At 55.5% G+C, this 24,394-nt stretch carries 19 protein-coding genes; 9 read left to right on the top strand and 10 right to left on the bottom strand.

What is annotated here, in order from left to right:
- Positions 1 to 5: 5 nt before the first annotated feature.
- From folK to thpR, 6 genes are all read right to left on the bottom strand, one after another.
- A complete protein-coding gene (folK, locus tag GE278_03775; GenBank protein ID QLK59961.1) occupies positions 6 to 485 on the bottom strand; it encodes a 2-amino-4-hydroxy-6-hydroxymethyldihydropteridine diphosphokinase in 480 nt (159 codons plus the stop codon).
- Positions 482 to 2,221 carry a polynucleotide adenylyltransferase PcnB gene (gene pcnB, locus GE278_03780; protein ID QLK63173.1) on the bottom strand — a complete coding sequence of 580 codons (1,740 nt, stop codon included), beginning with the start codon at positions 2,219 to 2,221 and terminating at the stop codon, positions 482 to 484. Before pcnB ends, folK begins: the two co-directional genes overlap by 4 nt.
- Before the next feature lie 66 nt (positions 2,222 to 2,287).
- Positions 2,288 to 3,154 carry a tRNA glutamyl-Q(34) synthetase GluQRS gene (gene gluQRS, locus GE278_03785; GenBank protein ID QLK59962.1) on the bottom strand — a complete coding sequence of 289 codons (867 nt, stop codon included), beginning with the start codon at positions 3,152 to 3,154 and terminating at the stop codon, positions 2,288 to 2,290.
- Positions 3,155 to 3,217: 63 nt separating this feature from the next.
- Positions 3,218 to 3,673, bottom strand: coding sequence for an RNA polymerase-binding protein DksA (gene dksA / locus GE278_03790; GenBank protein QLK59963.1), 456 nt, complete (start codon positions 3,671 to 3,673; stop codon positions 3,218 to 3,220).
- A 243-nt stretch (positions 3,674 to 3,916) separates the two neighbouring features.
- Positions 3,917 to 4,624 carry a DNA/RNA nuclease SfsA gene (gene sfsA, locus GE278_03795; GenBank protein QLK59964.1) on the bottom strand — a complete coding sequence of 236 codons (708 nt, stop codon included), beginning with the start codon at positions 4,622 to 4,624 and terminating at the stop codon, positions 3,917 to 3,919.
- A gap of 22 nt (positions 4,625 to 4,646) precedes the next feature.
- Positions 4,647 to 5,204: an RNA 2',3'-cyclic phosphodiesterase gene (gene thpR, locus GE278_03800; protein QLK59965.1), complete on the bottom strand. Its 558-nt coding sequence runs from the start codon at positions 5,202 to 5,204 to the stop codon at positions 4,647 to 4,649.
- 106 nt (positions 5,205 to 5,310) lie between these two features.
- Here thpR and hrpB point away from each other — a divergent pair, with 106 nt between their 5' ends.
- From hrpB to fhuB, 6 genes are all read left to right on the top strand, one after another.
- Positions 5,311 to 7,755, top strand: a complete 2,445-nt coding sequence (gene hrpB, locus GE278_03805; GenBank protein ID QLK63174.1) for an ATP-dependent helicase HrpB — start codon at positions 5,311 to 5,313, stop codon at positions 7,753 to 7,755.
- 209 nt (positions 7,756 to 7,964) lie between these two features.
- Positions 7,965 to 10,598 (top strand): bifunctional glycosyl transferase/transpeptidase, encoded by a 2,634-nt coding sequence (mrcB, locus tag GE278_03810; GenBank protein ID QLK59966.1) that lies wholly within the window; start codon positions 7,965 to 7,967, stop codon positions 10,596 to 10,598.
- Positions 10,599 to 10,896: 298 nt separating this feature from the next.
- The gene (fhuA, locus tag GE278_03815; GenBank protein ID QLK59967.1) at positions 10,897 to 13,116 is read left to right on the top strand and encodes a ferrichrome porin FhuA; all 2,220 of its coding nucleotides are present in this window, start codon (positions 10,897 to 10,899) and stop codon (positions 13,114 to 13,116) included.
- A gap of 95 nt (positions 13,117 to 13,211) precedes the next feature.
- Positions 13,212 to 14,024, top strand: coding sequence for a Fe3+-hydroxamate ABC transporter ATP-binding protein FhuC (fhuC, locus tag GE278_03820; protein QLK59968.1), 813 nt, complete (start codon positions 13,212 to 13,214; stop codon positions 14,022 to 14,024).
- A 1-nt stretch (position 14,025) separates the two neighbouring features.
- Positions 14,026 to 14,928: a Fe(3+)-hydroxamate ABC transporter substrate-binding protein FhuD gene (gene fhuD, locus GE278_03825; GenBank protein ID QLK59969.1), complete on the top strand. Its 903-nt coding sequence runs from the start codon at positions 14,026 to 14,028 to the stop codon at positions 14,926 to 14,928.
- A complete protein-coding gene (fhuB, locus tag GE278_03830) occupies positions 14,925 to 16,913 on the top strand; it encodes a Fe(3+)-hydroxamate ABC transporter permease FhuB (protein QLK59970.1) in 1,989 nt (662 codons plus the stop codon). Before fhuD ends, fhuB begins: the two co-directional genes overlap by 4 nt.
- 91 nt (positions 16,914 to 17,004) lie before the next feature.
- On the opposite strand, the gene hemL is transcribed toward fhuB, so the two are convergent.
- Positions 17,005 to 18,285: a glutamate-1-semialdehyde 2,1-aminomutase gene (gene hemL / locus GE278_03835; GenBank protein ID QLK59971.1), complete on the bottom strand. Its 1,281-nt coding sequence runs from the start codon at positions 18,283 to 18,285 to the stop codon at positions 17,005 to 17,007.
- Positions 18,286 to 18,469: 184 nt separating this feature from the next.
- Here hemL and clcA point away from each other — a divergent pair, with 184 nt between their 5' ends.
- Together clcA and erpA are read left to right on the top strand one after the other, a co-directional pair.
- Positions 18,470 to 19,933 carry a H(+)/Cl(-) exchange transporter ClcA gene (gene clcA / locus GE278_03840; protein QLK59972.1) on the top strand — a complete coding sequence of 488 codons (1,464 nt, stop codon included), beginning with the start codon at positions 18,470 to 18,472 and terminating at the stop codon, positions 19,931 to 19,933.
- A 103-nt stretch (positions 19,934 to 20,036) separates the two neighbouring features.
- Entirely contained in the window at positions 20,037 to 20,381 is a 345-nt protein-coding gene (erpA, locus tag GE278_03845; protein QLK63175.1) for an iron-sulfur cluster insertion protein ErpA, read from the top strand.
- A 110-nt stretch (positions 20,382 to 20,491) separates the two neighbouring features.
- On the opposite strand, the gene GE278_03850 is transcribed toward erpA, so the two are convergent.
- The 3 genes from GE278_03850 to mtnN all read right to left on the bottom strand — a co-directional run bounded on the left by GE278_03850 (position 20,492) and on the right by mtnN (position 22,577).
- Positions 20,492 to 20,737, bottom strand: coding sequence for a hypothetical protein (locus GE278_03850; GenBank protein ID QLK59973.1), 246 nt, complete (start codon positions 20,735 to 20,737; stop codon positions 20,492 to 20,494).
- A 323-nt stretch (positions 20,738 to 21,060) separates the two neighbouring features.
- Entirely contained in the window at positions 21,061 to 21,873 is an 813-nt protein-coding gene (gene btuF, locus GE278_03855) for a vitamin B12 ABC transporter substrate-binding protein BtuF (GenBank protein ID QLK63176.1), read from the bottom strand.
- Complete coding sequence (gene mtnN, locus GE278_03860; GenBank protein QLK59974.1) at positions 21,873 to 22,577, bottom strand: 5'-methylthioadenosine/S-adenosylhomocysteine nucleosidase; 705 nt, start codon at positions 22,575 to 22,577, stop codon at positions 21,873 to 21,875. Before mtnN ends, btuF begins: the two co-directional genes overlap by 1 nt.
- Positions 22,578 to 22,771: 194 nt before the next feature.
- Between mtnN and GE278_03865 the strand changes: the two genes are divergently transcribed.
- Positions 22,772 to 24,286, top strand: coding sequence for a dGTPase (locus GE278_03865; GenBank protein ID QLK59975.1), 1,515 nt, complete (start codon positions 22,772 to 22,774; stop codon positions 24,284 to 24,286).
- Positions 24,287 to 24,394 lie beyond the last annotated feature (108 nt).

Genomic DNA, 24,394 nt, shown 5'->3' on the forward strand with positions numbered 1-24,394 from the left:
GCGACTTACCATTTGGTCAGGCCATTCAGGGGAACGCGGGCAAGCAGGCTTTGCAGAGTTTCGCCATCCGGAAACACCAGGTCCGGGGCCAGATCGGCAAGCGGATAGAGCATGAATTCCCGATTTTTCATATCGTAATGCGGAACGATCAGACGTTCTGTGTTGATCACCTGATCGCCATAAATCAGCATATCGAGATCTAACGTTCTTGGACCCCAGCGCTCGGCTTTGCGAACGCGCCCCTGATTCTGCTCAATCGCCTGAGTGGCGTCGAGCAGTTGTTCAGGGGGAAGCAGCGTATCTAACGCCACGACGGCGTTCAGATAGTCAGGCTGATCCTGTGGCCCCAGCGGTTTACTTCGATAAAACGGGGAAGCGGCCACAAAACGGGTGCGCGGCACGTGGGCCAGCGCCTCCAGTGCGAGATTTACCTGCTCAAGCGGACGGGCAAGATTACTGCCCAGAGCGAGGTAAACGCGGATCATTGACCGCTTTCCTTACGCGGAGCCCGTTTGCGCGGGCGACGGGTGCGGGCACGGCGCGCAGGCACGGCATCTTCACCTAAGGTGCCGAGCATAGTCTTCTGAGAAGCGGGCGTCGCTTCCTGGAACTCGCTCCACCATTCGGTGAGGCTTTGCAGTTCGCGATGCTGTTCAACGTCGGCACGCAGTGCCAGTAAATCAAAAGCGGCACGGAACTTAGGGTGTTCCATCAACTTGTGCGCACGTTTACCCTGACGGCGTGACAGACGCAGCTGCAATGCCCAGATATCACGCACCAGTGTGGTGATACGTTTAGGTATCGCCAGCGTGCGGCACTGCTCGTCGAGCACGTCGTTCATCGCCAGAGAGAAGGCGTCGTAATACGTCAGACCGCCTTCCTGCGCCAGCTTCTGCGCATGCTCAATTACCGGGTACCACAGCATCGCTGCGAACAGGAACGCCGGATTGACGCGCTGATCGTTTTGCAAACGATGATCGGTGTTTTTCAGCACCTGCAGCAGGATGTGTTCCATCGGGCTGTCACCGGCCTCAGTAAACTGGCGGGCAATCAGCGGGAACAACGGCTGGAACAGCTGGTATTCACACAACTTCTGATAAGTCGCGTAACCGTAACCGGCCTGCAACAGTTTCAGGGATTCTTCGAACAGACGCGCGGGCGGAATTTCCTGCAACAGGGTCGCCAGACGTGGGATCGGCTCGGCGGTTTCCGGACTGATTTTCATGTCCAGTTTCGCAGCGAAACGTACGGCGCGCAGCATGCGCACCGGATCTTCACGGTAGCGGGTTTCCGGATCACCGATCAGACGGATAATACCGTTTTGCAGATCACGCAGACCGCCGGTGTAATCACGCACGGTAAAGTCGGCGACACCGTAATACAGGCTATTGATGGTGAAATCGCGGCGCTGAGCGTCGTCTTCGATGGTGCCGAAAATGTTGTCTCGCAGCAGCATACCGTTTTGGGCCTGCTGGGAAACGTTCTTATCATCGGTTTCTTCGTACTGTTCGTGATGTCCACGGAACGTAGCGACTTCGATGATTTCCGGGCCAAACATGACGTGCGCCAGACGGAAGCGGCGACCGACCAGACGGCAGTTGCGGAACAGTTTACGTACCTGATCCGGCGTTGCGTTGGTGGTGATATCGAAATCTTTCGGCTTTTTGTCCAGCAGTAAATCGCGGACACCGCCGCCGACCAGGAAGGCTTCAAAGCCAGACTTATTCAGGCGATATAAAACTTTCAGCGCATTTTCGCTGATATCACGACGGGAAATGTTGTGCTCGTCACGCGGAACAATGGTGATAGCACGGGTTTCACCGGCATAGTCAAATGACGGGCGGGGTTTCTGTACGTGTTCGACAGGTGCGCGTTGTTCACCGCGTTGATCGTTGCGCTCACCGCGAGACTGATAGGGCGTGGAGCGGCGATTGTTATTGTTACGGCGCTCGCCCCGGTTCGCGTTGTCTTCCCGACGGCCGCGGTTTTCGCGGCGTTGCTCGTTATCACGACGTTCAGGATTTTTTGCCTTCACATTGCCTTCAGCCACGGGTGAAGGATCACGACGTGGAGTCTCTTCGCGATTCACTTCTCCATGAAGGGCGGCGTCGTCATGAACAGCCTTTTCTTCACGAATGACTTTATCTTCACGAACTAGCACCTTACGGCAAAAATTGGCTACTCGGGTAAAAATGGTACACCTCGATAGTGACTGAAAAATGGCGTGACGCAAAAACAGCGGCTAATCATAGCTCACGACAGGCTATTTGAGAATGCCGATGTGCTTTTAAGCGTTCTCACGCGGGATATCTGCGGGCGTCCAATGCGTTACCGCCCAGCGTAATAATAAAGGCAAAGTGTAATCCTGCCAGTTTTCCGGCAGCGTTTGCCCTAAAAAATTCAGTGCGTTAATGATTACCGGCCGCGGATCGCCTTCCGGCAGCGCGGGCGCGTGATTCTGTTTAGAAAGCTTATCGCCGTTTTCATTTACCGCCAGCGGCAAATGCAGATAGCCCGGCTGCGGGTAGCCCAGATGCTGATATAACGAGATCTGGCGCACCGTTGGCTCGATCAAATCCGCGCCGCGCACGATGTGATTCACACCCTGAAAATGGTCATCGACCACCACTGCCAGATTATAGGCAAACAGCCCGTCCCGGCGGCGGATAATAAAATCTTCTTCCGCAAGCGCGGTATTGGCCTGCAAGTGCCCCTGAAAATCATCGTCAAAACCGTATACCGGTAAGGTCTGATGCAGGCGGATGGCGGCATTTTCAGCACCGAGGCCCAGCGTGCGGCAATGGCCGTCATAGACGCCACCCGTTTGCGCGATACGCTGACGGGTACAGGTGCAGTAATAACTTTTGTGTCGCTGATACAAATCCTCCAGCGCCGCGCGGTATGCGTCGTGACGCCGGGATTGCCAGAGTACGTCACCATCCCACTCCAGCCCGTAGCGTTCCAGCGTTGCCAGTATTCGTCCCGCAGAGCCTGGGATCTCGCGCGGCGGATCGATATCGTCGATGCGCACCCGCCATTGACCTTGTTGCGAGCGGGCATGCAGATAACTACCAAGTGCGGCAATCAGCGAACCAAAGTGGAGGTCACCGGAAGGTGAAGGAGCGAAGCGCCCAATGTAGGGTGTCTGAGACATAAGAATGGGGAACAGCTTTATAAAGGGAACGCGGTGCATGGCGCACCGCGTGGAACCCGGGACTTAACCAGCCATCTGCTTTTCACGGATTTCTGCCAGAGTTTTACAGTCAATACACAAATCAGCGGTTGGACGTGCTTCAAGACGGCGGATGCCTATCTCAACGCCACAGGAATCGCAGTAACCGAAATCCTCGTCTTCCACTTTTTTCAGTGTTTTTTCAATCTTTTTGATGAGCTTACGTTCGCGATCGCGGTTGCGCAGTTCAAGGCTGAATTCTTCTTCCTGAGCGGCACGGTCAACCGGATCAGGGAAGTTCGCAGCTTCATCTTGCATGTGCGATACGGTACGGTCTACTTCATCCCTGAGCTGATTGCGCCATGCTTCAAGAATCTTTTTGAAGTGAGCCAGCTGAGCGTCGTTCATGTACTCTTCGCCCGGCTTCTCTTGATACGGCTGCACCCCAGCGATAGCGAGAATGCTCAAGGACGACGTCTTACGGGTTTGGCCTTCTTGCATGATGCTTCTCCTACATAACACGCACTATGTTCATCCACCTGTTGGATTGCAGATTTGCTGCAAAGAAAAGGCTTCGAACATTTCGATCCCCAAAGGGGGAAAAAATCAGGCCGCTATAAATAACAGAAGGCAACGAGGTTAGCAATTATTCCTGACAGGTGCTTGACAAGGCTGTGAGGAAAAGCGTATTCGCGACCTGTTTTTTATGCCGCCGACGGTAAATAACAGGGTTTATCCGTTTAATTATTTCGTGACCAGCGGTAATCGTTCTGTGAGGCGGATACCCTCAGCAGAAAGTGCAGCACCGTAGCACATCACTTCTACACCATTACTCTCGACGTGTTTCAGTAATTCTGAGTAACGCGGATCAATATGGTGTGCAGCGGACACGCTTTCAATGCCTGAATGTAAAACAGCGAAGAAAAGTACCGCTCGCTGCCCCTGTTCTGCCATCGACTGTAACTCGCGCAGATGCTTCTGGCCGCGCAGTGTGACTGCATCCGGGAAAAATCCCTGCCCCTTGTGCAGCAACGTGACAGATTTCACTTCAATATAGCAGTCAGGTTGATTTTCTGCCTGTAACATCAAGTCTATACGGCTATTTTCCGCGCCGTATTTTACTTCTGAAGTCAGTTTACTGTAACCGGATAATTCTGGGATCTGCCCGAGTGTGATAGCTTCGCGCACCAGTTGGTTGGCGCGCAGTGTATTGACACAGATCCAATGATGCTGCTGCGTTTCTGTCAGTTCCCAGCTGTGCGCGTATTTGCGTTTCAGGTTATCGGAGGTGGAATACCAGACGGTATCCCCCGGCGTGGCGCAGCCGGTCATCGCACCGGTATTGGCGCAGTGCAGCGTGAGTTCTCGGCCATCGGGTGTGATGACGTCAGCGAGAAAACGTTTGTAACGTTTGATAAGCGTTGCAGGTTGAAGCGCAGGCTCGAAGTGCATGACAGTTTCCGGTGAAAGTGAATTAAAGGGCTGAATTATCGGCCAGCGTTACATCAGCTAATGGCCAGGTGTGCAGGCAGCGATAGCGCGTGCGCCCTCGATCATAGGTGGATTCATACAGGCTGAAGGCGTCGGCCTCCAGCAGCCATTCCGGCGTCGCAGGAGGAATGGCAACCGGGCGCGTGGCGCTGCGATACAGTGAAACGTGCGGATGAAACGGCAACATGCTTTGATGACATCCATTGCGCGCCGCGTGGGAACGCAGCACTGACGCCAGCTGCAAAAGTGCATTAGGTGCCCGCTTTGTACCTACCCACACCACCCCGGAGCCCGGCCAGTGGCCGATGTCATCGAGGCGCAGGCTAAACTTTTGCGCCTGAATGCGTCCGGCGACGCGAGTCAGCGCGTCGGCCTTCAGCTCGCTGATTTCGCCCAAAAACGCCAGCGTAATATGCAGATTTGCCGCCGCGACGGGGCGGCCGGTATCCGCCGGGAACGACTCTGCGCGCCACTTTATCACCTGCTTTTGCAGCTTTGCGGGCAGTGATAAAGCGAAAAACAAGCGGCGTTCGGCAGACATAGGCATTCCTGTGGCGGTCATTTTTGGTCATTCACGGCAGCATGCCGGATGTGGGGCTAAATGCTACAATGCCCGCCGTTTAAAGTTAACTCTCATGGAGCATTCATTGTCTTCTTTGCCGGTCAGCGCCGTACTCGAACCGCTTTTAGCCGCCCTGCAACAGGCGCCGCAGGTGCTTTTACTTGCGCCAACCGGAGCGGGGAAATCCACCTGGCTGCCGTTGCAGTTGCTGAAACAGGCGAATTTGCCGGGCAAGATTTTGTTGCTGGAGCCGCGTCGTCTGGCGGCGAAGAACGTTGCTTACCGTCTGGCGCAGCAGCTGGGAGAAGCGCCTGGGCAAACCGTCGGCTATCGTATGCGCGCCGAGAGCAAAACCAGTGCGGCGACGCGTCTTGAAGTCGTGACCGAAGGCATTCTCACCCGCATGGTGCAGGCTGACCCTGAACTGACCGGCGTATCTCTGGTGATCCTCGATGAATTTCATGAGCGAAGCTTGCAGGCCGATCTGGCGCTGGCGCTGTTGCTCGATGTTCAGAACGCGCTGCGTGATGATTTAAAACTGCTGATTATGTCCGCAACGCTCGATAATCTGCGGCTCTCGTCGTTGCTGCCCGATGCGCCGGTGGTCACCTCCGAAGGGCGCAGCTTTCCGGTAGATCGTCAGTATCTTTCGCTCGCCACTCACGAACGCCTCGACGACGGCGTGGCGCGCGCGGTCAGCCGCCTGATGAGCGAAAATCACGGCTCGATGCTGCTGTTTTTGCCGGGCGTCGCCGAAATCACCCGCGTACAAAATTTACTTAACGGCAGGCTGGCGGATGACGTTGATCTCTGCCCGCTTTACGGCGCGCTGTCGCTCGATCAGCAGCAGAAAGCCATTCAGCCATCACCGGCCGGACGCCGTAAAATCGTGCTGGCGACCAACATTGCCGAAACCAGTCTGACCATCGAAGGCATCCGTCTGGTGGTGGACAGCGGGCTGGAACGCAGCGCGCAGTTTGATCCGCGCAGCGGCCTGACGCGGCTGGTGACGCAGCGCATCAGTCAGGCGTCGATGACCCAGCGTGCCGGACGCGCAGGACGCCTTGAGCCTGGGCTGTGCTGGCATCTGTTCAGCAAAGAGCAGGCGGAGCGCGCCAGCGCACAGGCCGAAGCTGAAATTCTGCAAAGCGATCTCAGTGGTTTCTGGCTGGAGCTGTTGCTGTGGGGCTGTCAGGACGTTACCCAGTTGCAATGGCTGGACACGCCGCCCGCGGCTGCACTGTCGGCCGCCAAACACCTTTTACATCAGCTTGGGGCCACCGATACGCAGGGCAGGCTGACGTCCGCAGGCCAGCGCATGGCGCTGCTCGGTTGCGATCCGCGTCTGGCTGCCATGCTGATTTCTGCCGCCATGCAAAGCCCGGATGCACTCGCTACCGCCGCCTTGCTGGCCGCGATGCTCGAAGTGCCGCCCCGTGGCGGTATGCCGGATATCGATTACTGGTTTAGCCGCCCGCAGGGGAACTGGCTGCGTCGCGCAAAACAGCTGGCGCAGCGTACCGGCGCGAAAAACGGGAATGCAGATGCCTCGCTGGCACCCTGGCTGCTGGCGCGGGCGTTCAGCGACCGCATCGCCCAGCGTCGCGGCGAAGAAGGACGTTATCTGCTGGCGAACGGATTGGGCGCGTCTTTGCCGCAGGACGACGGGCTGATCCGCGCACCGTGGCTGGTCGCACCGCAATTATTACAGGGCAACAACAGTCCGGATGCCCGTATTCTGCTGGCGATTTCTCTGGATATCACCCAACTGCCCGCCCGGCTGCCGGACGTCGTCAAAGAGCAGACTGCCGTCGAGTGGGACGAAGAAAAGGGCACGCTGCGCGCATGGCGGCGCTGGCAAATAGGAAGGCTGGTACTGAAGGCCAGTCCGCTGGCGAAGCCCGATGATGAAGAACTGCAACAGGCGCTGATCGACTGGATCCGCACGCAGGGGTTGCAGGCGCTCAACTGGTCGGTGGCGGCGGAGCAGTTGCGGTTGCGGCTGACCTGTGCCGTGAAATGGATGCCGGATGTCCGGTGGCCTGCAATGGACGATCAGTCTCTGCTCGACGGGTTAGAAAACTGGTTGCTGCCCTCGCTTAAAGGCGTGCGCTCGTTAAAATCTCTGCAACAGGTCGATCTGCACGAAGCCTTGTTGCGCCTGACGGACTGGCAGCAGCGGCAGCGTCTGGACAGCGCATTACCGACCCATTACACCGTCCCGACTGGCAGTCGTCTGCCGATCCGCTATCATGCTGACCAGCCACCGGCGCTTTCGGTGCGTATGCAGGAGATGTTCGGCGAACAGCGCAGTCCGTCGATTGCTGAAGGACGGGTGAATGTGGTGCTGGAACTTCTGTCACCCGCGCAGCGCCCGTTGCAGATCACAGCCGATCTGGCGGCCTTCTGGCAGGGTTCGTACCGGGAAGTACAGAAAGAGATGAAAGGCCGCTACCCGAAACATCCGTGGCCGGATAATCCGGCCGACGCGTTGCCGACGCGGCGCACCAAAAAGTATTCAGCACCCTGATGAAATGTGTAGAAAAGAAACAATTTTTCAGACATTTCTTCTGGGCGAAACTCAGGGCGGGGCACAGAGTAAGCGCCTTGCGGCCACGATTTCAGGCCATTTCCCGTATCTTTTTGAAATCCTTTTAAAATATTTTATACAAACATGAAAATGACTCAGCAAAGCAGAATCATTATGACGAACACAGCAGCACGTTGGGAGATTCACTGATGTCTGGCGATGATCGCGAGCCGATTGGCCGTAAAGGTAAACCTGCCGGGCGTAAGCCTTCGCGGGAGCGCCCTGTCCGCCGTAACCGTCGGGATGACGATTACGATGATTATGAAGAAGAAATGGATGATGACCTTGAGGATGACGATGATTACGAAGAAGAGCGGGAGTCGCGCATGAGCCGCAAAGCCACGCCGCGTAAAGCGAAAACAGGCGGTAAGGGCGGTAAGAAAAGCTTCAAGCGTCGTCTGTTCTGGCTGCTGGTCAAACTGTTCGTCGTTTTCCTGATCCTGCTGGGTATTTACGCGGTGTATCTCAACCGTGAAATTCACAGCCGCATTGACGGTGGCAAAGTCTGGCAACTGCCGGCGGCGGTGTATGGCCGTCAGGTAAACCTTGAGCCGGATATGGCGATCAGCAAAGCCGAAATGGTCGGCCTGCTGGAAGGCACGCAGTATCGCGAAGTGACGCGCATCACCCGTCCCGGCGAATTTACAGTTCACGCCAACTACATCGATATGCTGCGCCGTCCATTTGATTTCCCGGAAGGCAAAGAAGGGCAGGTGAACGCGCGTCTGATGTTTGACGGCAACAGTCTTTCAGAAATCAAAAATCTGGATAATCAGCATGATTTCGGGCTATTCCGCCTCGATCCGCGTCTGATCACCATGCTGCAGGCGTCCAACGCCAACGGCGAACAGCGTCTGTTCGTGCCGCGCGCCGGATTCCCTGACTTACTGGTTGATACGCTGCTGGCGACCGAAGACCGTCATTTCTATGAACACGACGGGATCAACTTCTACTCCATTGGCCGTGCGGTGCTGGCAAACCTGACCGCCGGTCATGCGGTGCAGGGCGGTTCGACGCTGACGCAGCAGCTGGTGAAAAACCTGTTCCTGACCAACGAACGTTCCCTGAGCCGTAAGGCGCGCGAAGCCGTCATGGCCGTGCTGTTGGATGCCGATTACAGTAAGGATCGCATTCTTGAGCTGTACCTGAACGAAGTGTATCTCGGCCAGAGTGGTTCCGATCAGATCCGTGGTTTCCCGCTGGCGAGCCTGTATTACTTTGGTCGTCCGGTGAATGAACTGAGTCTGGATCAGCAGGCATTGCTGGTCGGCATGGTGAAAGGGGCGTCGCTGTATAACCCGTGGCGTAACCCGAATATGGCGCTACAGCGTCGTAATCTGGTGCTGCGTTTGCTGGTCGATCAGAAAGTGATCGACCAGGAACTGTATGACATGCTCAGCGCGCGTCCGCTCGGCGTCCAGCCGAAAGGCGGGGTGATTTCACCTCAGCCAGCGTTTATGCAGATGGTTCGTCAGGAGCTGCAGGCCAAGCTCGGCGACAAAGTGCAGGACATGTCCGGGGTGAAAATCTTCACCACGCTGGATCCGATTTCACAGGATGCGGCGGAAAAAGCAGTCGAAGAGGGTATTCCATTACTGCGTAAGAAAAGCGGCCTGAATGACATCGAAACGGCGATGGTGATCGTTGACCGTTACACCGGCGAAGTACGCGGTATGGTCGGCGGCGCAGAAACGCAGTTTGCCGGTTTCAACCGCGCGATGCAGGCACGTCGTCAGGTTGGTTCTCTGGCTAAACCGGCAACCTATCTGACCGCGCTGTCGCAGCCGGATAAATACCGTCTGAACACCATTCTTGCCGATCAGCCGCTGAACCTGAAGCTGGCGAACGGCCAGATCTGGTCACCGAAAAATGATGACCATCAGTTCCGTGGTCAGGTTCTGCTGGTGGATGCGCTGGCGCGTTCCATGAACGTACCGACGGTAAACCTCGGGATGGCGGTAGGCCTCGATAACATCACTAAAACGCTGATTGATTTAGGTATTCCAAAAGAATCCCTGAACCAGACGCCGTCGATGCTGCTCGGTGCGATTGCGCTGACGCCGATGGAAGTGGCGCAGGAATACCAGACGATTGCCAGCGGCGGTAACAAAGCCCCACTGTCAGCGGTTCGTTCGGTGATTGCGGAAGACGGCACTGTACTTTATCAGAGCTTCCCGCAGGCGATCCGCGTGATCCCGGCGCAGGCGGCCTATCTGACGCTATATGCGATGCAACAGGTTGTGCAGGAAGGTACCTCGCGCGCGCTGGCGAACAAGTTCCCTAAACTGCATCTGGCGGCGAAAACCGGGACATCGAACGAACTGCGTGACAGCTGGTTCGCCGGTATCGACGGCAATCAGGTGGCGATCACCTGGGTTGGCCGCGATAACAACGGCCCGTCTAAACTCTGGGGCTCGACCGGTGCGCTGGTGCTTTACGGACGCTATCTGGAAAATGGCACACCACAGCCGCTGAATCTGCAAATGCCGGAAGGTATCAGCACAATGAACATTGACGGCAGCGGCAACTTCGTCTGCGGCGGCGGGGGTTCAGGTATGCTGAGCGGCGGCGGGGCAACGCGTTCAATTCCGGTCTGGACCGATTCACCGGATGCGATGTGTCAGGCTTCCGTCAGCGCGGTTCAGCAGCAGCAACAGATACAGCAGCAACAGCAACAACAGCAGCCATCTCAGGGACAGCAGCAACAACCGCAGTCTCAGGATGAGAAAAAAGACAGCAACGGTGTGGCTGGTTGGATCAAGGATATGTTCGGATCGAATTAACAACCGTTTGATTCAGTAAGCTAAAAAGGGCGCGATGAGAATCGTGCCCTTTTCTTTTGTTATTCTTAACCAAAATTTACCCACGCTGTTTTACATTCTCTTCAATCTGGCTACATCCATTCCCGTTTAATTTATAGGCACTTTTACCCATATTTAACATGGGGATACTTTTTATTCATTCAGCCAATCTATGCGTTAAATACGCTTGCAGATGCGCAAGCATTGCGCATAATATGCGATGTTCATAATAATAATTATCGTTTACATTCCCATTAATAAACATCCCAGAGATAACGCAATGGCTTTCCAGCGCTCCCTTTCTTCACCCAAAGACGTCTTTACGCGTCGAACACTGGCTTTAACTATTACGGCGGCATTGAGCTCCACGTCCTTTTACGCAGGCGCGGCAACCGCTCCGGCAAAAGAAGATACCATCAATGTCACCAGTTCAGCCGCTGCTGAAGCAGCACCGGAATCTGCGTGGGGGCCCGCCGCGACTATCGCCGCGAAACACAGTGCGACCGGAACGAAAACCGATACGCCACTGGTGAAAACCCCGCAGTCTATTTCCGTTGTGACCCGTGAAGAAATGGACATGAAACAGCCTGCTTCAGTTAAAGAAGCGCTGGGCTATACGCCGGGCGTTTTCGCCAGCCGTGGCAGTTCTAACACCATCGACGCCATGTCCATCCGTGGTTTCACCTCGGTGAACACTAATCAGTATCTCGACGGCATCAAACTTCAGGGGGACAACTATTCTGAAGTGTCGATGGATCCGTACATGCTTGAGCGCGTTGAACTGCTGCGCGGGCCGTCATCCGTTCTTTACGGTAAAAGCAATCCGGGCGGCGTGGTCAGCATGGTCAGCAAGCGTCCGACCACTGAACCGCTGAAAGAAGTACAGTTCAAAATGGGTACGGATAACCTGTACCAGACCGGTTTTGATTTCAGCGATGCCATCGACGATGCGGGCGTGTATTCCTACCGTCTGACCGGCGTGGCGCGCAGTCAGGATACGCAGCAGCAAATGGCGAAAGAAAAACGCTATTCGATTGCGCCGTCTTTCTCATGGCGTCCTGATGATAAAACCGACTTTACCTTCCTGAGCAATTTCCAGAACGATCCGGATGCCGGTTATTACGGCTGGTTGCCACGTGAAGGTACCGTGGTTCCGTACTACGATGCCAACGGAAAAGCACATAAACTGCCGACAGATTTCAACGAAGGTGAAGCGGGCAACCGCATGTCCCGCAACCAGAAAATGGTCGGTTACAGCTTCGCACATCAGTTTGATGATACCTGGACGGTTCGCCAGAACCTGCGCTACACCAAACTCGATACCGAATATAAATCAGTTTACGGCTTCGGCTACCTCGGTAACGGCAACATCACGCGCAGCTACGTACAGTCCAAAGAGAAGCTGGCTAACTTTGATGTCGATACGCAGGCCCAGGCTAAATTCGGCACCGCCGCTGTCGATCACACCCTGCTGATGGGTGTCGATTACATGCGTATGCGTAACGATATTGATGCGGATTACGGCAGCGCAAGTAATCTGAATCTGGCAGATCCGCAATACGGCAACGGCAATGTCTCATTGTACTTCCCGTATGAGATCCTCAATCGTCAGGAGCAAACTGGTCTGTACATGCAGGATCAGGCGCAATGGAATAAGTGGATCCTGACTGTTGGCGGCCGTTACGATTTCGCCAAAAGCTCAACCTTTACGCGCACCACCAACAGCGCTTCGCAGATCAACGATCAGCAGTTTACCTGGCGTGGTGGTCTGAACTATCTGTTCGACAACGGTATTTCTCCGTACTTCAGCTACAGCGAATCCTTTGAACCGAACGCAGGTGCCACCAAACAAGGCCAGCCGTTCGATCCTTCAATAGGTAAACAGTATGAAGCGGGTGTTAAGTACATCCCGAACGATCGTCCGATCAGCCTGACGGCAGCGGTGTATCAGCTGACCAAAGATAAAAACCTGACTGCCAACCCGTCTGACGCTAACTTCAGCGTTCAGTCTGGTGAAATCCGTTCTCGCGGTTTGGAACTGGAAGCCAAAGCAGCGGTTAACGCCAACATTAACCTCACGGCGTCTTATACCTATACCGATGCAAAATACACGCATGACACCAGTTTCGAAGGCAAGCGTCCTGTTGAAGTGCCGGCAAATATGGCGTCTCTGTGGGCGGATTACACCTTCCACGAAACCGCGCTCAGCGGCCTGACAGTTGGCTCGGGTGTGCGTTACGTCGGTGCCAGCTCCAGCTTCTACACCACAAACGGTGTGAATGCAGACAAAGCAAATGAAGCATTTAATGTGTCTTCCTACACAGTGGTGGATGCCACGATCAAATATGATCTCGCGCGCTTTGGCCTGCCGGGTTCTTCTGTGGGTGTGAACGTCAATAACCTGCTGGATCGTGAATACGTCGCCAGCTGCTATCGCGATTACGCCTGTTATTGGGGCGCGGAGCGTCAGGTGGTTGCAACCGCAACCTTCCGCTTCTAATCGTCGGCAATTCGTGATGCAAAATCGGGCACGCTGGTCGTGCCCGTTTCCTATTCAACTCATCGTCAAATCCGGATGTAAACGAAGAAAATCTTATGGCTGATAACAACGTACACCCGTCCACATCGCTGCCAGAAAGCGTATTCCGCCTGCAAGACGTCAGTTTTTCAGTGCCCGGACGCACGCTACTGGCGCCGCTGACGCTGACGTTCCCGCAGGGAAAAGTCTGTGGCCTGATTGGTCACAATGGCTCCGGTAAGTCGACGTTGTTAAAAATGCTCGGACGGCATCAGTCCGCCACGGCGGGCACGATTTTCCTCAACGACTCCCCGCTTTCCCAGTGGGACAGCAAAGCCTTTGCGCGTCAGGTGGCGTATCTGCCCCAGCAACTTCCGCCCGCAGAAGGTATGACGGTGCAGGAGCTGGTGGCGATTGGCCGCTATCCGTGGCACGGCGCACTCGGACGTTTTAAGCATCAGGATAAAGAAAAAGTTGAAGAAGCTGTCTCGCTGGTCGGCCTGAAACCCTTTGCCCATCGTCTGGTGGACAGCCTCTCCGGCGGCGAGCGGCAGCGCGCGTGGCTGGCGATGATGGTGGCGCAGGACAGCCGCTGTCTGCTGCTCGATGAGCCGACGTCTGCGCTAGATATCGCGCATCAGAAAGACGTGCTGGCCCTGATCCAGCGCCTGAGCCGGGAGAAAGGCTTAACGGTGATTGCCGTCCTGCATGACCTGAACATGGCGGCGCGCTATTGCGACCAGCTGATGGCGTTACGCGGTGGCGAAATGATAGCCCAGGGCGCACCGGAAGAGATGATGCGCGGCGACGTTCTCGAACAAATTTATGGTATTCCGATGGGCATCCTTCCGCATCCGGCGGGTGGGGCTCCGGTGAGCTTTGTATACTGATATGTCTGATTTTCCTGATTTTTCAGGGCTAACGCGTCGCCGTCTGTTACAGGCGATAGCGTTATCCCCGCTGCTGGCTTCCATGCCGACATTCGCCGGATCCAGACCGGATCTCAGCCGTATTATCGCCCTCGAATGGCTACCTGCCGAGCTGCTGATTGCCCTCGGCGTGATGCCGATGGCGATCGCCGATATACCCAATTATGAACTCTGGGTGGAAGAGCCGAAACTCGCCCCGTCGGTGATTGATGTCGGTCAGCGCACCGAACCGAATATGGAGCTTATCCAGCAGCTTAAACCTTCACTGCTGCTGGTGACGCAGGGCTACGGCCCGAAGACCAGCCAGCTGGAATCCATTGCGCCGGTGATTGACGTGAAAGCCAACGATGGCAGCGCGAAACCCCTGCAACTGGCGATCAACTCTTTGCACAAACTGGCGGATTATCTTGGTTTGCAGGATAGGGCAGAACAACATTTGCAGCTTTATCACCAGCAACTGGCAAAAACCCGCGAGCTGATGAAGCCTGTCGCGCAGCAACCCGTTTTGCTGATCACCTTTATCGATACCCGCCACGTGCTGGTGTTCGGCGAGGGCAGCCTGTTCCAGGAAGTCATGGGCGACGTCGGGCTGACCAACGCCTGGCAGGGCGAAGGCAGTTTCTGGGGCAGTGTGTCGGTCGGTGTCGAGCGTCTGGCCAGTATCAAAAATGCCCGCGTGCTGTGTTTCGATCACGGCAGCGCCGACATCATGGATGCCGTTGCACCCACGCCGTTGTGGAAATCTATGCCCTTCGTTCGCAATAATCAGTTCACGGTGGTGCCTGCGGTCTGGTTCTACGGCGCAACCTACAGCGCGATGCATTTCTGCCGCATTCTTAACAGTACTCTGAGGAAACCGGTATGAACCGCCGCGCACTCAGCGTTTCGCTGATTTTACTGATCCTGATGACGCTGGCGGCCGGGGCGCTCAGCGTTTACAACCTGCATCAGCAGCTGCCTTATTCCCTGTGGCGCAGCGCACTGTGGCAGCCAGATATCGACGATGTTCAGCAGATGCTGTTCCACTACAGCTCGCTGCCGCGTATCGCCGTCGCGCTGCTGGCCGGTGCTGGTCTCGGGCTGGTGGGCTTATTGTTTCAGCAAGTGCTGCGCAATCCGCTGGCAGAACCGGCGACGCTCGGCGTGTCTGCCGGTGCACAACTTGGCCTGACTGTCGCCACGCTGTGGGCGCTGCCGGGCGGGCTTATCACCCAACAGTTCGCCGCTATGCTTGGCGCGGTGGTGATTGGTGTTTTAGTTTTCGGTATCGCCTGGGGGAAACGGCTTTCGCCGGTGACGCTGATCCTCGCCGGTCTGGTACTCGGCCTGTACTGCGGTGCGGTCAATGGACTGCTCGGGTTGTTTAACTATCAGCGCCTGCAAAGTTTATACATGTGGAGCAGCGGGGCGCTGAATCAGCAGGACTGGAATATTGCCTCGTTCCTGCTGCCGCGCGTGATCATCGTCTGGCTGCTGGCGTTTCTTTTACAGCGTCCGATGATCCTGCTGGGGCTGGACGACGGCGTGGCGAAAAACCTCGGTCTGGGATTATCGGCTGCGCGTCTCGCTGTGCTGGCGCTGGCCATTCTAATGAGCGCCCAGCTGGTTAACGCGGTGGGCATGATTGGCTTTATCGGTCTGTTCGCCCCGTTGCTGGCGAAGATGCTCGGCGCACGCCGCCTCTTTGCACGGCTGGTAATGGCTCCGTTTATCGGCGCATTGCTGCTGTGGTTCACCGATCAGGTGATGCAGTTCCTGACCCAATACTGGATGGAAATTCCCACCGGTGCCGCAACCGCGCTGGTCGGCGCGCCGCTGTTGCTCTGGCTGCTGCCGCGTCTGCGTAACAGCATGACGCCACCACCGATGGATCAGGGGGATAAAGTGCCGGATGAGCGTCAGCATCTGGTGCGCTGGGTATCTCTGGCATTGCTGGTGCTGCTGGCCGGACTGGCCGTCGCGCTGATGGCCGGTCGCAACGCCACCGGCTGGAACTGGTCGACCGGCGCTGATTTGCAGACGCTGCTGCCGTGGCGAATGCCGCGCGTGATGGCGGCGCTGGCGGCGGGCATTATGCTGGCATCATCGGGCGTGCTAATCCAGAAACTGACCGGCAACGCGATGGCCAGCCCCGAAGTGCTGGGAATAAGTTCCGGTGCGGCATTCGGTGTGGTGCTGATGATGTTTATCGTGCCGGGCGATGCCTTTGTCTGGCTGTTGCCCGCGGGCAGTGCCGGTGCGGCGGTCACCTTGCTGGTGATCATGCTGGCCTCGGGGATACGCAGCTTCTCCGCCGAGCGGATGTTGCTGACCGGCATCGCGCTCAGTACCGCATTTAGTACTTTGCTGACGTTGCTGCTGGCCAGCGGCGATCCGCGCATGGGTGGCCTGCTGAACTGGATTTCGGGGTCGACCTATTCCGTCACCGCTGATGCCGCATGGCGCACGCTGGGGCTGGCTGCGATCCTGATGTTGCTGGTGCCGTTCTTGCGACGCTGGATCAACATACTGCCGCTCGGCAGCGTGACCGCGAAATCAGTCGGAATGGCGCTGACGCCAAGCCGTATGGCGATTTTGATGCTGGCCGCAATCATGACCGCCGCCGCGACGCTGACGGTCGGGCCGCTGAGCTTTATTGGTCTGATGGCACCCCATATGGCGCGTATGATGGGCTTTCGCCGCGCGATGCCGCAGTGGATGGTCGCCAGCATACTGGGTGGCCTGCTGATGGTGTTCGCTGACTGGTGCGGGCGGATGTTCCTGTTCCCAAATCAGATCCCCGCCGGTCTGCTCGCCACCTTCATCGGCGCGCCATACTTTATCTATCTGCTGAGAAAGCAGGCGAAATAAGACCAGGCGTGATGCAATAAAAAAGGGGCCAGATGGCCCCTTTTGGCTTTATCTCCTCCCTGCGAAGGAGGAGGCCGAGATCGAAAAGTTATTACAGCTTCGCGAAACAACGACGCGCGGCGTCGATGGTGCGCTGGATATCTTCTTCGCTGTGCGCCAGAGACATAAATCCGGCTTCAAACGCGGAAGGGGCCAGATACACGCCTTCTTCCAGCATCAGGTGGAAGAACTTTCTGAAGCGCTCAACGTTGCACTTCATCACGTCCTGATAACAGGTCACGGTATCTGAATCGGTGAAGAATAGGCCAAACATACCGCCGACGTGGTTGACCACGAACGGGATATTCTCCGCTTTCGCCGCGTGCAGCAGACCTTCTGCCAGCTGAGTGGTGCGGTCGGTCAGGGTCTGATGGACACCCGGCTGTGCAACCTGCGTCAGGCAGGCAATACCGGCGGCCATGGCAATCGGGTTACCGGAAAGCGTACCCGCCTGATAAACCGGACCGGTCGGTGCCAGCGCATCCATGACTTCACGACGGCCACCGAATGCGCCCACCGGCATACCGCCGCCGATGATTTTGCCCAGACAGGTCAGATCCGGTACTACATCGTAATACTCCTGAGCACCGCCCAGCGCGACGCGGAAACCGGTCATCACTTCGTCGATGATCAGCAGCGCGCCAAACTCATCACAAATCGCACGCAGACCCGGCAGGAATTCCGGCAACGGTGGCACGCAGTTCATGTTGCCCGCCACCGGCTCAACGATGATACAGGCGATGTCGTGCGGGAATTGCCCGAAAGCGGCGCGCACGGAATCCAGATCGTTATAGGTACAGGTCAGGGTATGTTTGGCGAAATCTGCCGGAACGCCCGGAGAATTTGGCTGGCCAAGGGTCAGCGCGCCGGAACCGGCTTTTACCAGCAGGCAGTCTGCGTGGCCGTGGTAGCAGCCTTCGAATTTGACGATTTTATCGCGATGAGTAAAGCCGCGCGCCAGACGGATGGCACTCATGGTGGCTTCGGTGCCGGAGTTAACCATGCGCACCATGTCCATGCTTGGCACCAGTCCGGTGACCAGTTCGGCCATTTTCACTTCCATTTCGGTCGGCGCGCCAAAGCTTAAACCGCGCTGCGCCGCTTCGATCACCGCATTACGAATTTCCGCATTGTTGTGGCCGAGTACCATCGGCCCCCAGGAACCGACGTAATCGATATAGGCTTTGCCATCGGCATCAAACAAGAAGGCTCCGTCAGCACGCTCGATGAATAACGGGACGCCGCCGACGCCGGAGAAGGCACGTACCGGCGAATTCACACCGCCCGGGATTAGCGCTTGCGCCTGCGTGAACAGACTTTCTGACTTACTCATTATTCGGCTCCTGATTTTGATGCTTTAAGACATAAGGGATAATAATGCGCCCATTCTAGTGAACTGAGCGACGTTATCAAATCGTAAACCGTGCGGCATTTTGTCCTGAGTCCTGTCGGGAAGACATTTTGTGTGATTAAATCCATCCATCTTCCATTACTTTTTCTGTATTTTCCCCTCGCTGATGAATGAATCACATCCCCAAACGCCTGAGGCGGCACTCGCCCACGGCCCGCGTAAACGCAGTGAAGTGCTGCGCATGTTCCTGCGTCGCGATAAAACGCCTGTCGCTATTCTGATTGTCGCTGCCGTAGTGGGGACCGTCGCCGGATTACTTGGGGTCGCGTTTGAAAAAGCGGTGAACTGGATAATGGCTGCCCGGCTTTCGGGTCTGGGATTTTTCAGTGATTACTGGATTTTTCTCTGGCCGCTGACCTTTATATTCTCGGCAGTGCTGGCGATGTGCGGCTATTACCTCGTCCGGCGTTTCGCGCCGGAGGCGGGAGGCTCGGGCATTCCTGAAATTGAAGGCGCGCTGGAGGAGCTGCGGCCGGTGCGCTGGTGGCGGGTGATCCCGGTGAAATTCTTTGGTGGCATGGGCACGCTCGGCGCGGGCATGGTGCTGGGCAGGGAAGGACCAACGGTACAGATGGGCGCGAACGTCGGCAAAATGATGGTGGATATCTTCCGGCTGCGCAGCGCCGAGGCGCGACATTCGCTGCTGGCGACCGGCGCGGCGGCGGGGCTTTCAGCCGCATTCAACGCGCCACTGGCCGGGATCCTGTTTATCCTCGAAGAGATGAGGCTGCAATTTCGCTACAGCCTGATTTCGATAAAAGCGGTGTTTATCGGCGTGATTATGTCGAGCATCGTTTTCCGTATTTTCAACGGTGATGTGGCGGTGATTGAAGTCGGTAAGCTGGCGAACGCGCCGCTGAATACGCTCTGGTTGTATCTGGTACTGGGAATGGTGTTTGGCGTAGTCGGCGTCAGTTTCAACGCGCTGATTTTCCGCACACAGGATATGTTCGCCCGGCTGCACGGCGGCAATATGCGTAAGATTTTGATTATCGGTGGCGTGCTGGGCGGTTTCTGTGGCCTGCTCGGGCTGGTTCAGCCGGAAGCGGCGGGTGGCGGTTTTGCGCTGATCCCGCTGGCCGCAGCGGGGAAATATAGTCTGCTGATGCTGCTGTTCATCTTTGTTGTGCGCGTCGCGACCACGCTGCTGTGTTTTGCCTCCGGTGCGCCGGGCGGGATATTTGCACCGATGTTAGCGCTGGGTACCTTGCTGGGTACTGCGTTCGGCACCGCTGCATTGTCGTGGTTTCCGCAATACCCGATTGAACCCGCGACCTTCGCGATTGCCGGAATGGGCGCGTTATTTGCCGCCAGCGTGCGTGCTCCGCTGACCGGTATCGTGCTGGTGCTGGAGATGACTGACAACTATCAGCTGATTTTGCCAATGATCGTCACCTGCCTCGGCGCGACACTGCTGGCGCAGTTTTTGGGCGGTAAGCCCTTGTATTCAGCGATTCTGACCCGCACGTTACAGAAGCAGGAACGTGAGAATGCTGAAAAAGCGCAGGCAGAAACTGCCGCGGAGAGCACCAATAAGCAGGACAGCACCGTGAAAAATGCCCATACTTGAAGCATTAACTCAGGTATAAGATAATGAGTTCATTATTCAGACAGTCAATCTGGCGGCCTGAAAAGATGCGGATTGGGAGTGGGAAATTATGAGTGAAGCGTTAATGAATGAAACAACCGCGTTGCCGTTACAGTTTACTGAGGCCGCGGCGCGTAAGGTGCAGAACCTGATTTCTGATGAAGAAAATCCGAACCTGAAACTGCGTGTTTACATCACCGGCGGCGGTTGCAGCGGGTTCCAGTACGGTTTTACCTTCGATGATAAAATCAATGACGGCGACATGACCATCGAGAAAGCCGGTGTGGCGCTGGTGGTTGACCCGATGAGCCTGCAATATCTGGTCGGTGGCTCCGTTGATTACACGGAAGGTCTGGAAGGTTCGCGTTTTATCGTGACCAATCCGAACGCTAAAACAACCTGTGGTTGCGGTTCGTCATTCAGTATTTGAGTGTTCTGAACGTATAAATCAAAAAGCCCGTTTGCTGATGCAAACGGGCTTTTTTAATGCGATTTTTTCAGGCGGAAGGGCTTGCAGGTAAGTAAGTGCTTACCAGAAGATCACCATTCGACGGTGACCAGCTTTGAGCCTACGCTGATGCCGGGCACGGAAGTCAGCAGTTCTTCGCTGATGTGCGGTGGACTCATTGTGCGACTGGCGCAGGTTACCGACGTACCGGTGTGTGCGGCATTCACCTGACAGGTCGGTAAGATAGTCAGGCTGATGTTAATATTGCCACTGGTCATGCCCGCGACCGCAACCAGCGGGCTCAGGGCGAGCAACGCGCTGAGTAATAAAGCTTTCATTTCTTTTTTTCCTGCTGGTGTAGAAAAATATTTTTAGAGCAATAATTCAGCGTGGCTGAAAAAGGTTATCGGTCTGTTTTTTGCGGTCTTTAATGCGTTGTCGCTATTCGCCGCAGTTTTGTCGTATCAGATGACGGTGATTATATTATTTCTTTTGTTATACAAAGAGATAATTTCAAAGCAGTGACAATCAAACACGAAGGATTTTACGCCGGACATATTAACAGATGCCAGCGTCGATTTATTGATTTTGATTAATAAAGCACCGATTCAGAAAAGTACCACGGGGTGGCAGGAAGGGCTTACAAAATGTTAGTGAGTATTTACCTCTCAGGCAGGTCAGCAATCTCCGGGCAAAGCTGTCGGGCCGCCAGCAGAATCCGCGGACCCGCGCGGCTGAACCAGTCAGACTCCAGTGTAATAACCGGCACGCTGAGCAGCGACCGCCAGTAATCCTCAATCACCTGTTTCTGCGATTTTCCGCCTGCAATAACAATAACTTGCGGATGACGGCTTAAAACCTGCTCGCGGCTTACCTGAGGCCACGGGACACGGCTGTCGGCGAAAATGTTTTTTGCACCGCAAAGTTCCAGCACTTCACTTTGCATGGTCGCCGAAGAGGCGGTAAAAAGTGGCTGTGTGCCGAACTGAATAAAGGCGGGAACCGGATTATCGCGGTGATATTTCAGCTTCAGCGCCTGCCATTGCTGGCGGAAATCTGCTGCGGCGCGCATAGCGGTGGAGGGTTCCGGGCTGTATTGTGCCAGTTCCTCCAGCGCCAGTGCGATTTGTCCGGCATTTTGCGGATCGAGATACACCACGTGAATGCCGAGCGACGTCAGCTGCTCGAGCGGACGCTGCGGATTGCCACCGCGCCAGGCGAGCACCAGATCGGGTTTCAGCGTCACGATACGTTCGGTGTTAATCCCCTGCCAGTTCGCCACCTGCTCAATCTTAGCCGCCTGCGGCGGATAATCGGAGTAAGCACTCACCCCGACCAGCTTATCGCCCAACCCGGCGGCAAACGCCAGTTCTGTCAGATTAGGTGCCAGACTGACCACCCGCTGCGCCGGTGCCGCTTTTGCCGCTAGGGGCAGCCACAGCACACTCAGCATGAGACAGAACCGGCGCATTATCACTCTTCGGATTCAGCCAGCGCTTTGAGCATGGCGTCCACCATCAGGGTGGATTGCTGTGCTGCAACGGCCAGGAACTCTTCGAAGCTCAGGTGAGATTCACCGTCGGCCACGTCAGAAATCGCGCGAACAACGACAAACGGCGTCTCGAACAGGTGGCAAACATGGCCGATAGCCGCCGCTTCCATTTCGACTGCCGCCACGTTCGGGAAAGTGGCTCGGATGCGTGCCAGAGGCGCTGCACCGTTGATAAAGGCGTCGCCGCTGCACACCAGGCCGCGTACAGCGTTCAGATCCAGCTGACGGATACAGGTTTCAGCCAGTTCGATAAGCATCGGATCAGCGGTAAACGCCGCCGGACAACCGGCCATCTGGCCGGGTTCGTAACCAAATGCGGTCACGTCGGCGTCGTGATAACGCACTTCATCGGAAACCACGATATCGCCGACTTTCAGCGTTTTCGCCAGACCGCCCGCGGAACCGGTGTTGATCACCACGTCAGGCTGGCAGTGTTCCAGCAGCAGCGTGGTACCCATCGCCGCGGAGACTTTACCAATGCCGGATTTCAGCAATGCCACGTCAACGCCGTGCAGCTGGCCGGTATAAATTTCGCAGCCCGCGCGTTCAATGGTCTGACGGTTGATGATTTTGTCGCGCAGCAGAGTCACTTCCTGCTCCATAGCGCCGATGATGCCTACTTTCATATGAATACTCGCAGATGTGGGGTAAATGGGCCGCAGCATAGGCGGAATTGACGCTTTAATGTCGGCATTAATATCTGCATTAATGTCGAAAACCATGCGCGATAGTCTATCATGGCTAAAGGTAAGAGATAATGCGTTTGGGATGCGGGATTCGTGTCTGCCGGGCGTCTGAGTGGCTGAAAGGGGGGGAATTCATGTCCGGGATCGATTTTAAAACGAAATTCAATTTTCAGCGTCCTTTCAGTTCGCCCATTGAGGCGCGTGATGAGTACGATGTGGTGCGGCAGTTTGAAAGCGATCGCGGCCGTATCATCAACTCCGCCGCCATCCGCCGCCTGCAACAAAAAACGCAGGTTTTTCCGCTGGAAAAAAACGCCGCCGTCCGCAGCCGCCTGACACACTCAATGGAAGTGCAGCAGGTAGGTCGTCACATCGCCAAAGAGGTGCTGCATCGCCTGCGCCGTCAGGGGAAGTTCGACAGCTACGGTCTGACCGATGTCACCGATCCCTTTGAAAGCGTAGTGGAAATGGCTTGCCTGATGCACGATATCGGCAACCCGCCTTTCGGACATTTCGGTGAATCGGCAATCAACAACTGGTTTGGTAAGCGCATGGATACCGCCAGCTGTGGCCGGGAATATCAGGTGACGGATGCCTGTACCATCGCCTGTCTGCGGCTGGAGAAAAGCGCCGAACCGCTCAATGAGCTGCGCAGTAAAATCCGCCATGATCTGTCAAATTTTGAAGGCAATGCGCAGGCGATCCGTCTGGTGTTTACGCTGCTGAAACTCAATCTGACCTACAGCCAGACCGCCTGTATTCTGAAATACACGCGTCCTGCGTATTCCACTGAAAAATTGCCTTCGCATGATTACCTGATGAAAAAGCCCGGTTTTTATCTGGCCGAGGAGCCGTTTATTCAGCGCCTGCGTAGTGAACTCGGGCTGGGCGAGTTCAACCGTTTTCCGCTAACCTACATTATGGAAGCGGCAGACGACATTTCTTACTGCATCGCCGATTTAGAAGATGCGGTCGAGAAAAACATATTCAGCGTCGGGCAACTGTATAGCTATCTCTGGCGCGAATGGGGCGAGATTGAAAAGGGCGATTTCTTCGATAAAGTAGTTCGCACCGCGTATGAAAAAATGGATAAAGCTAAAACGTTTCGTAATCCGGTGGATTATTTTTTTATGGAATTGCGGGTACAAACGGTTAAGCAACTGGTGCCGCACGCGGCGCGCAGATTCATTGATAATGTGCAGGAAATTTATGACGGCACCTTCAATCATGCTTTGCTGGAAGATGACAGTCAGGCTAATCGCTTGCTGGAAATTTATAAACGCGTGGCCTTCAAACAGGTTTTCAATCATCCGGAAGTCGAAGAGTTGGAATTACAGGGTTATCGCGTAATCAGCGGTTTACTGGATATTTACAGCCCGCTGCTCGATATGTCGCTGAAAGATTTTACCCAGCTCGATCAGGAAGATACGCACCGTGCCTATCCGATTGAAACCCGGCTTTTGCATAAAATTTCGGCCAAACATCGTTTAGCCTACACCAATGCGGTAGTGGGTTTGGAAGGGATACCTGAGAAAGCTTTTGCGGTGCAGGAGTTTTATTATCGCGCAAGAATGTTGCAAGATTATATCAGCGGTATGACGGATTTATACGCTTATGACGAATATCGACGTTTAATGGCGGCTGAATAGTTATCGTTTTCAGAACAAATGTAGACGTCTTTTATTTTCTTTACGAATCTGTCTGAAAAAGCGTCTTTTGTAAATATCGACAATAATTTTTTACTATTAACCGATCGA

The sequence above is a fragment of the Enterobacteriaceae bacterium Kacie_13 genome (genome assembly GCA_013457415.1).
In the GTDB taxonomy this organism is placed as follows: Bacteria; Pseudomonadota; Gammaproteobacteria; order Enterobacterales; family Enterobacteriaceae; genus Rahnella.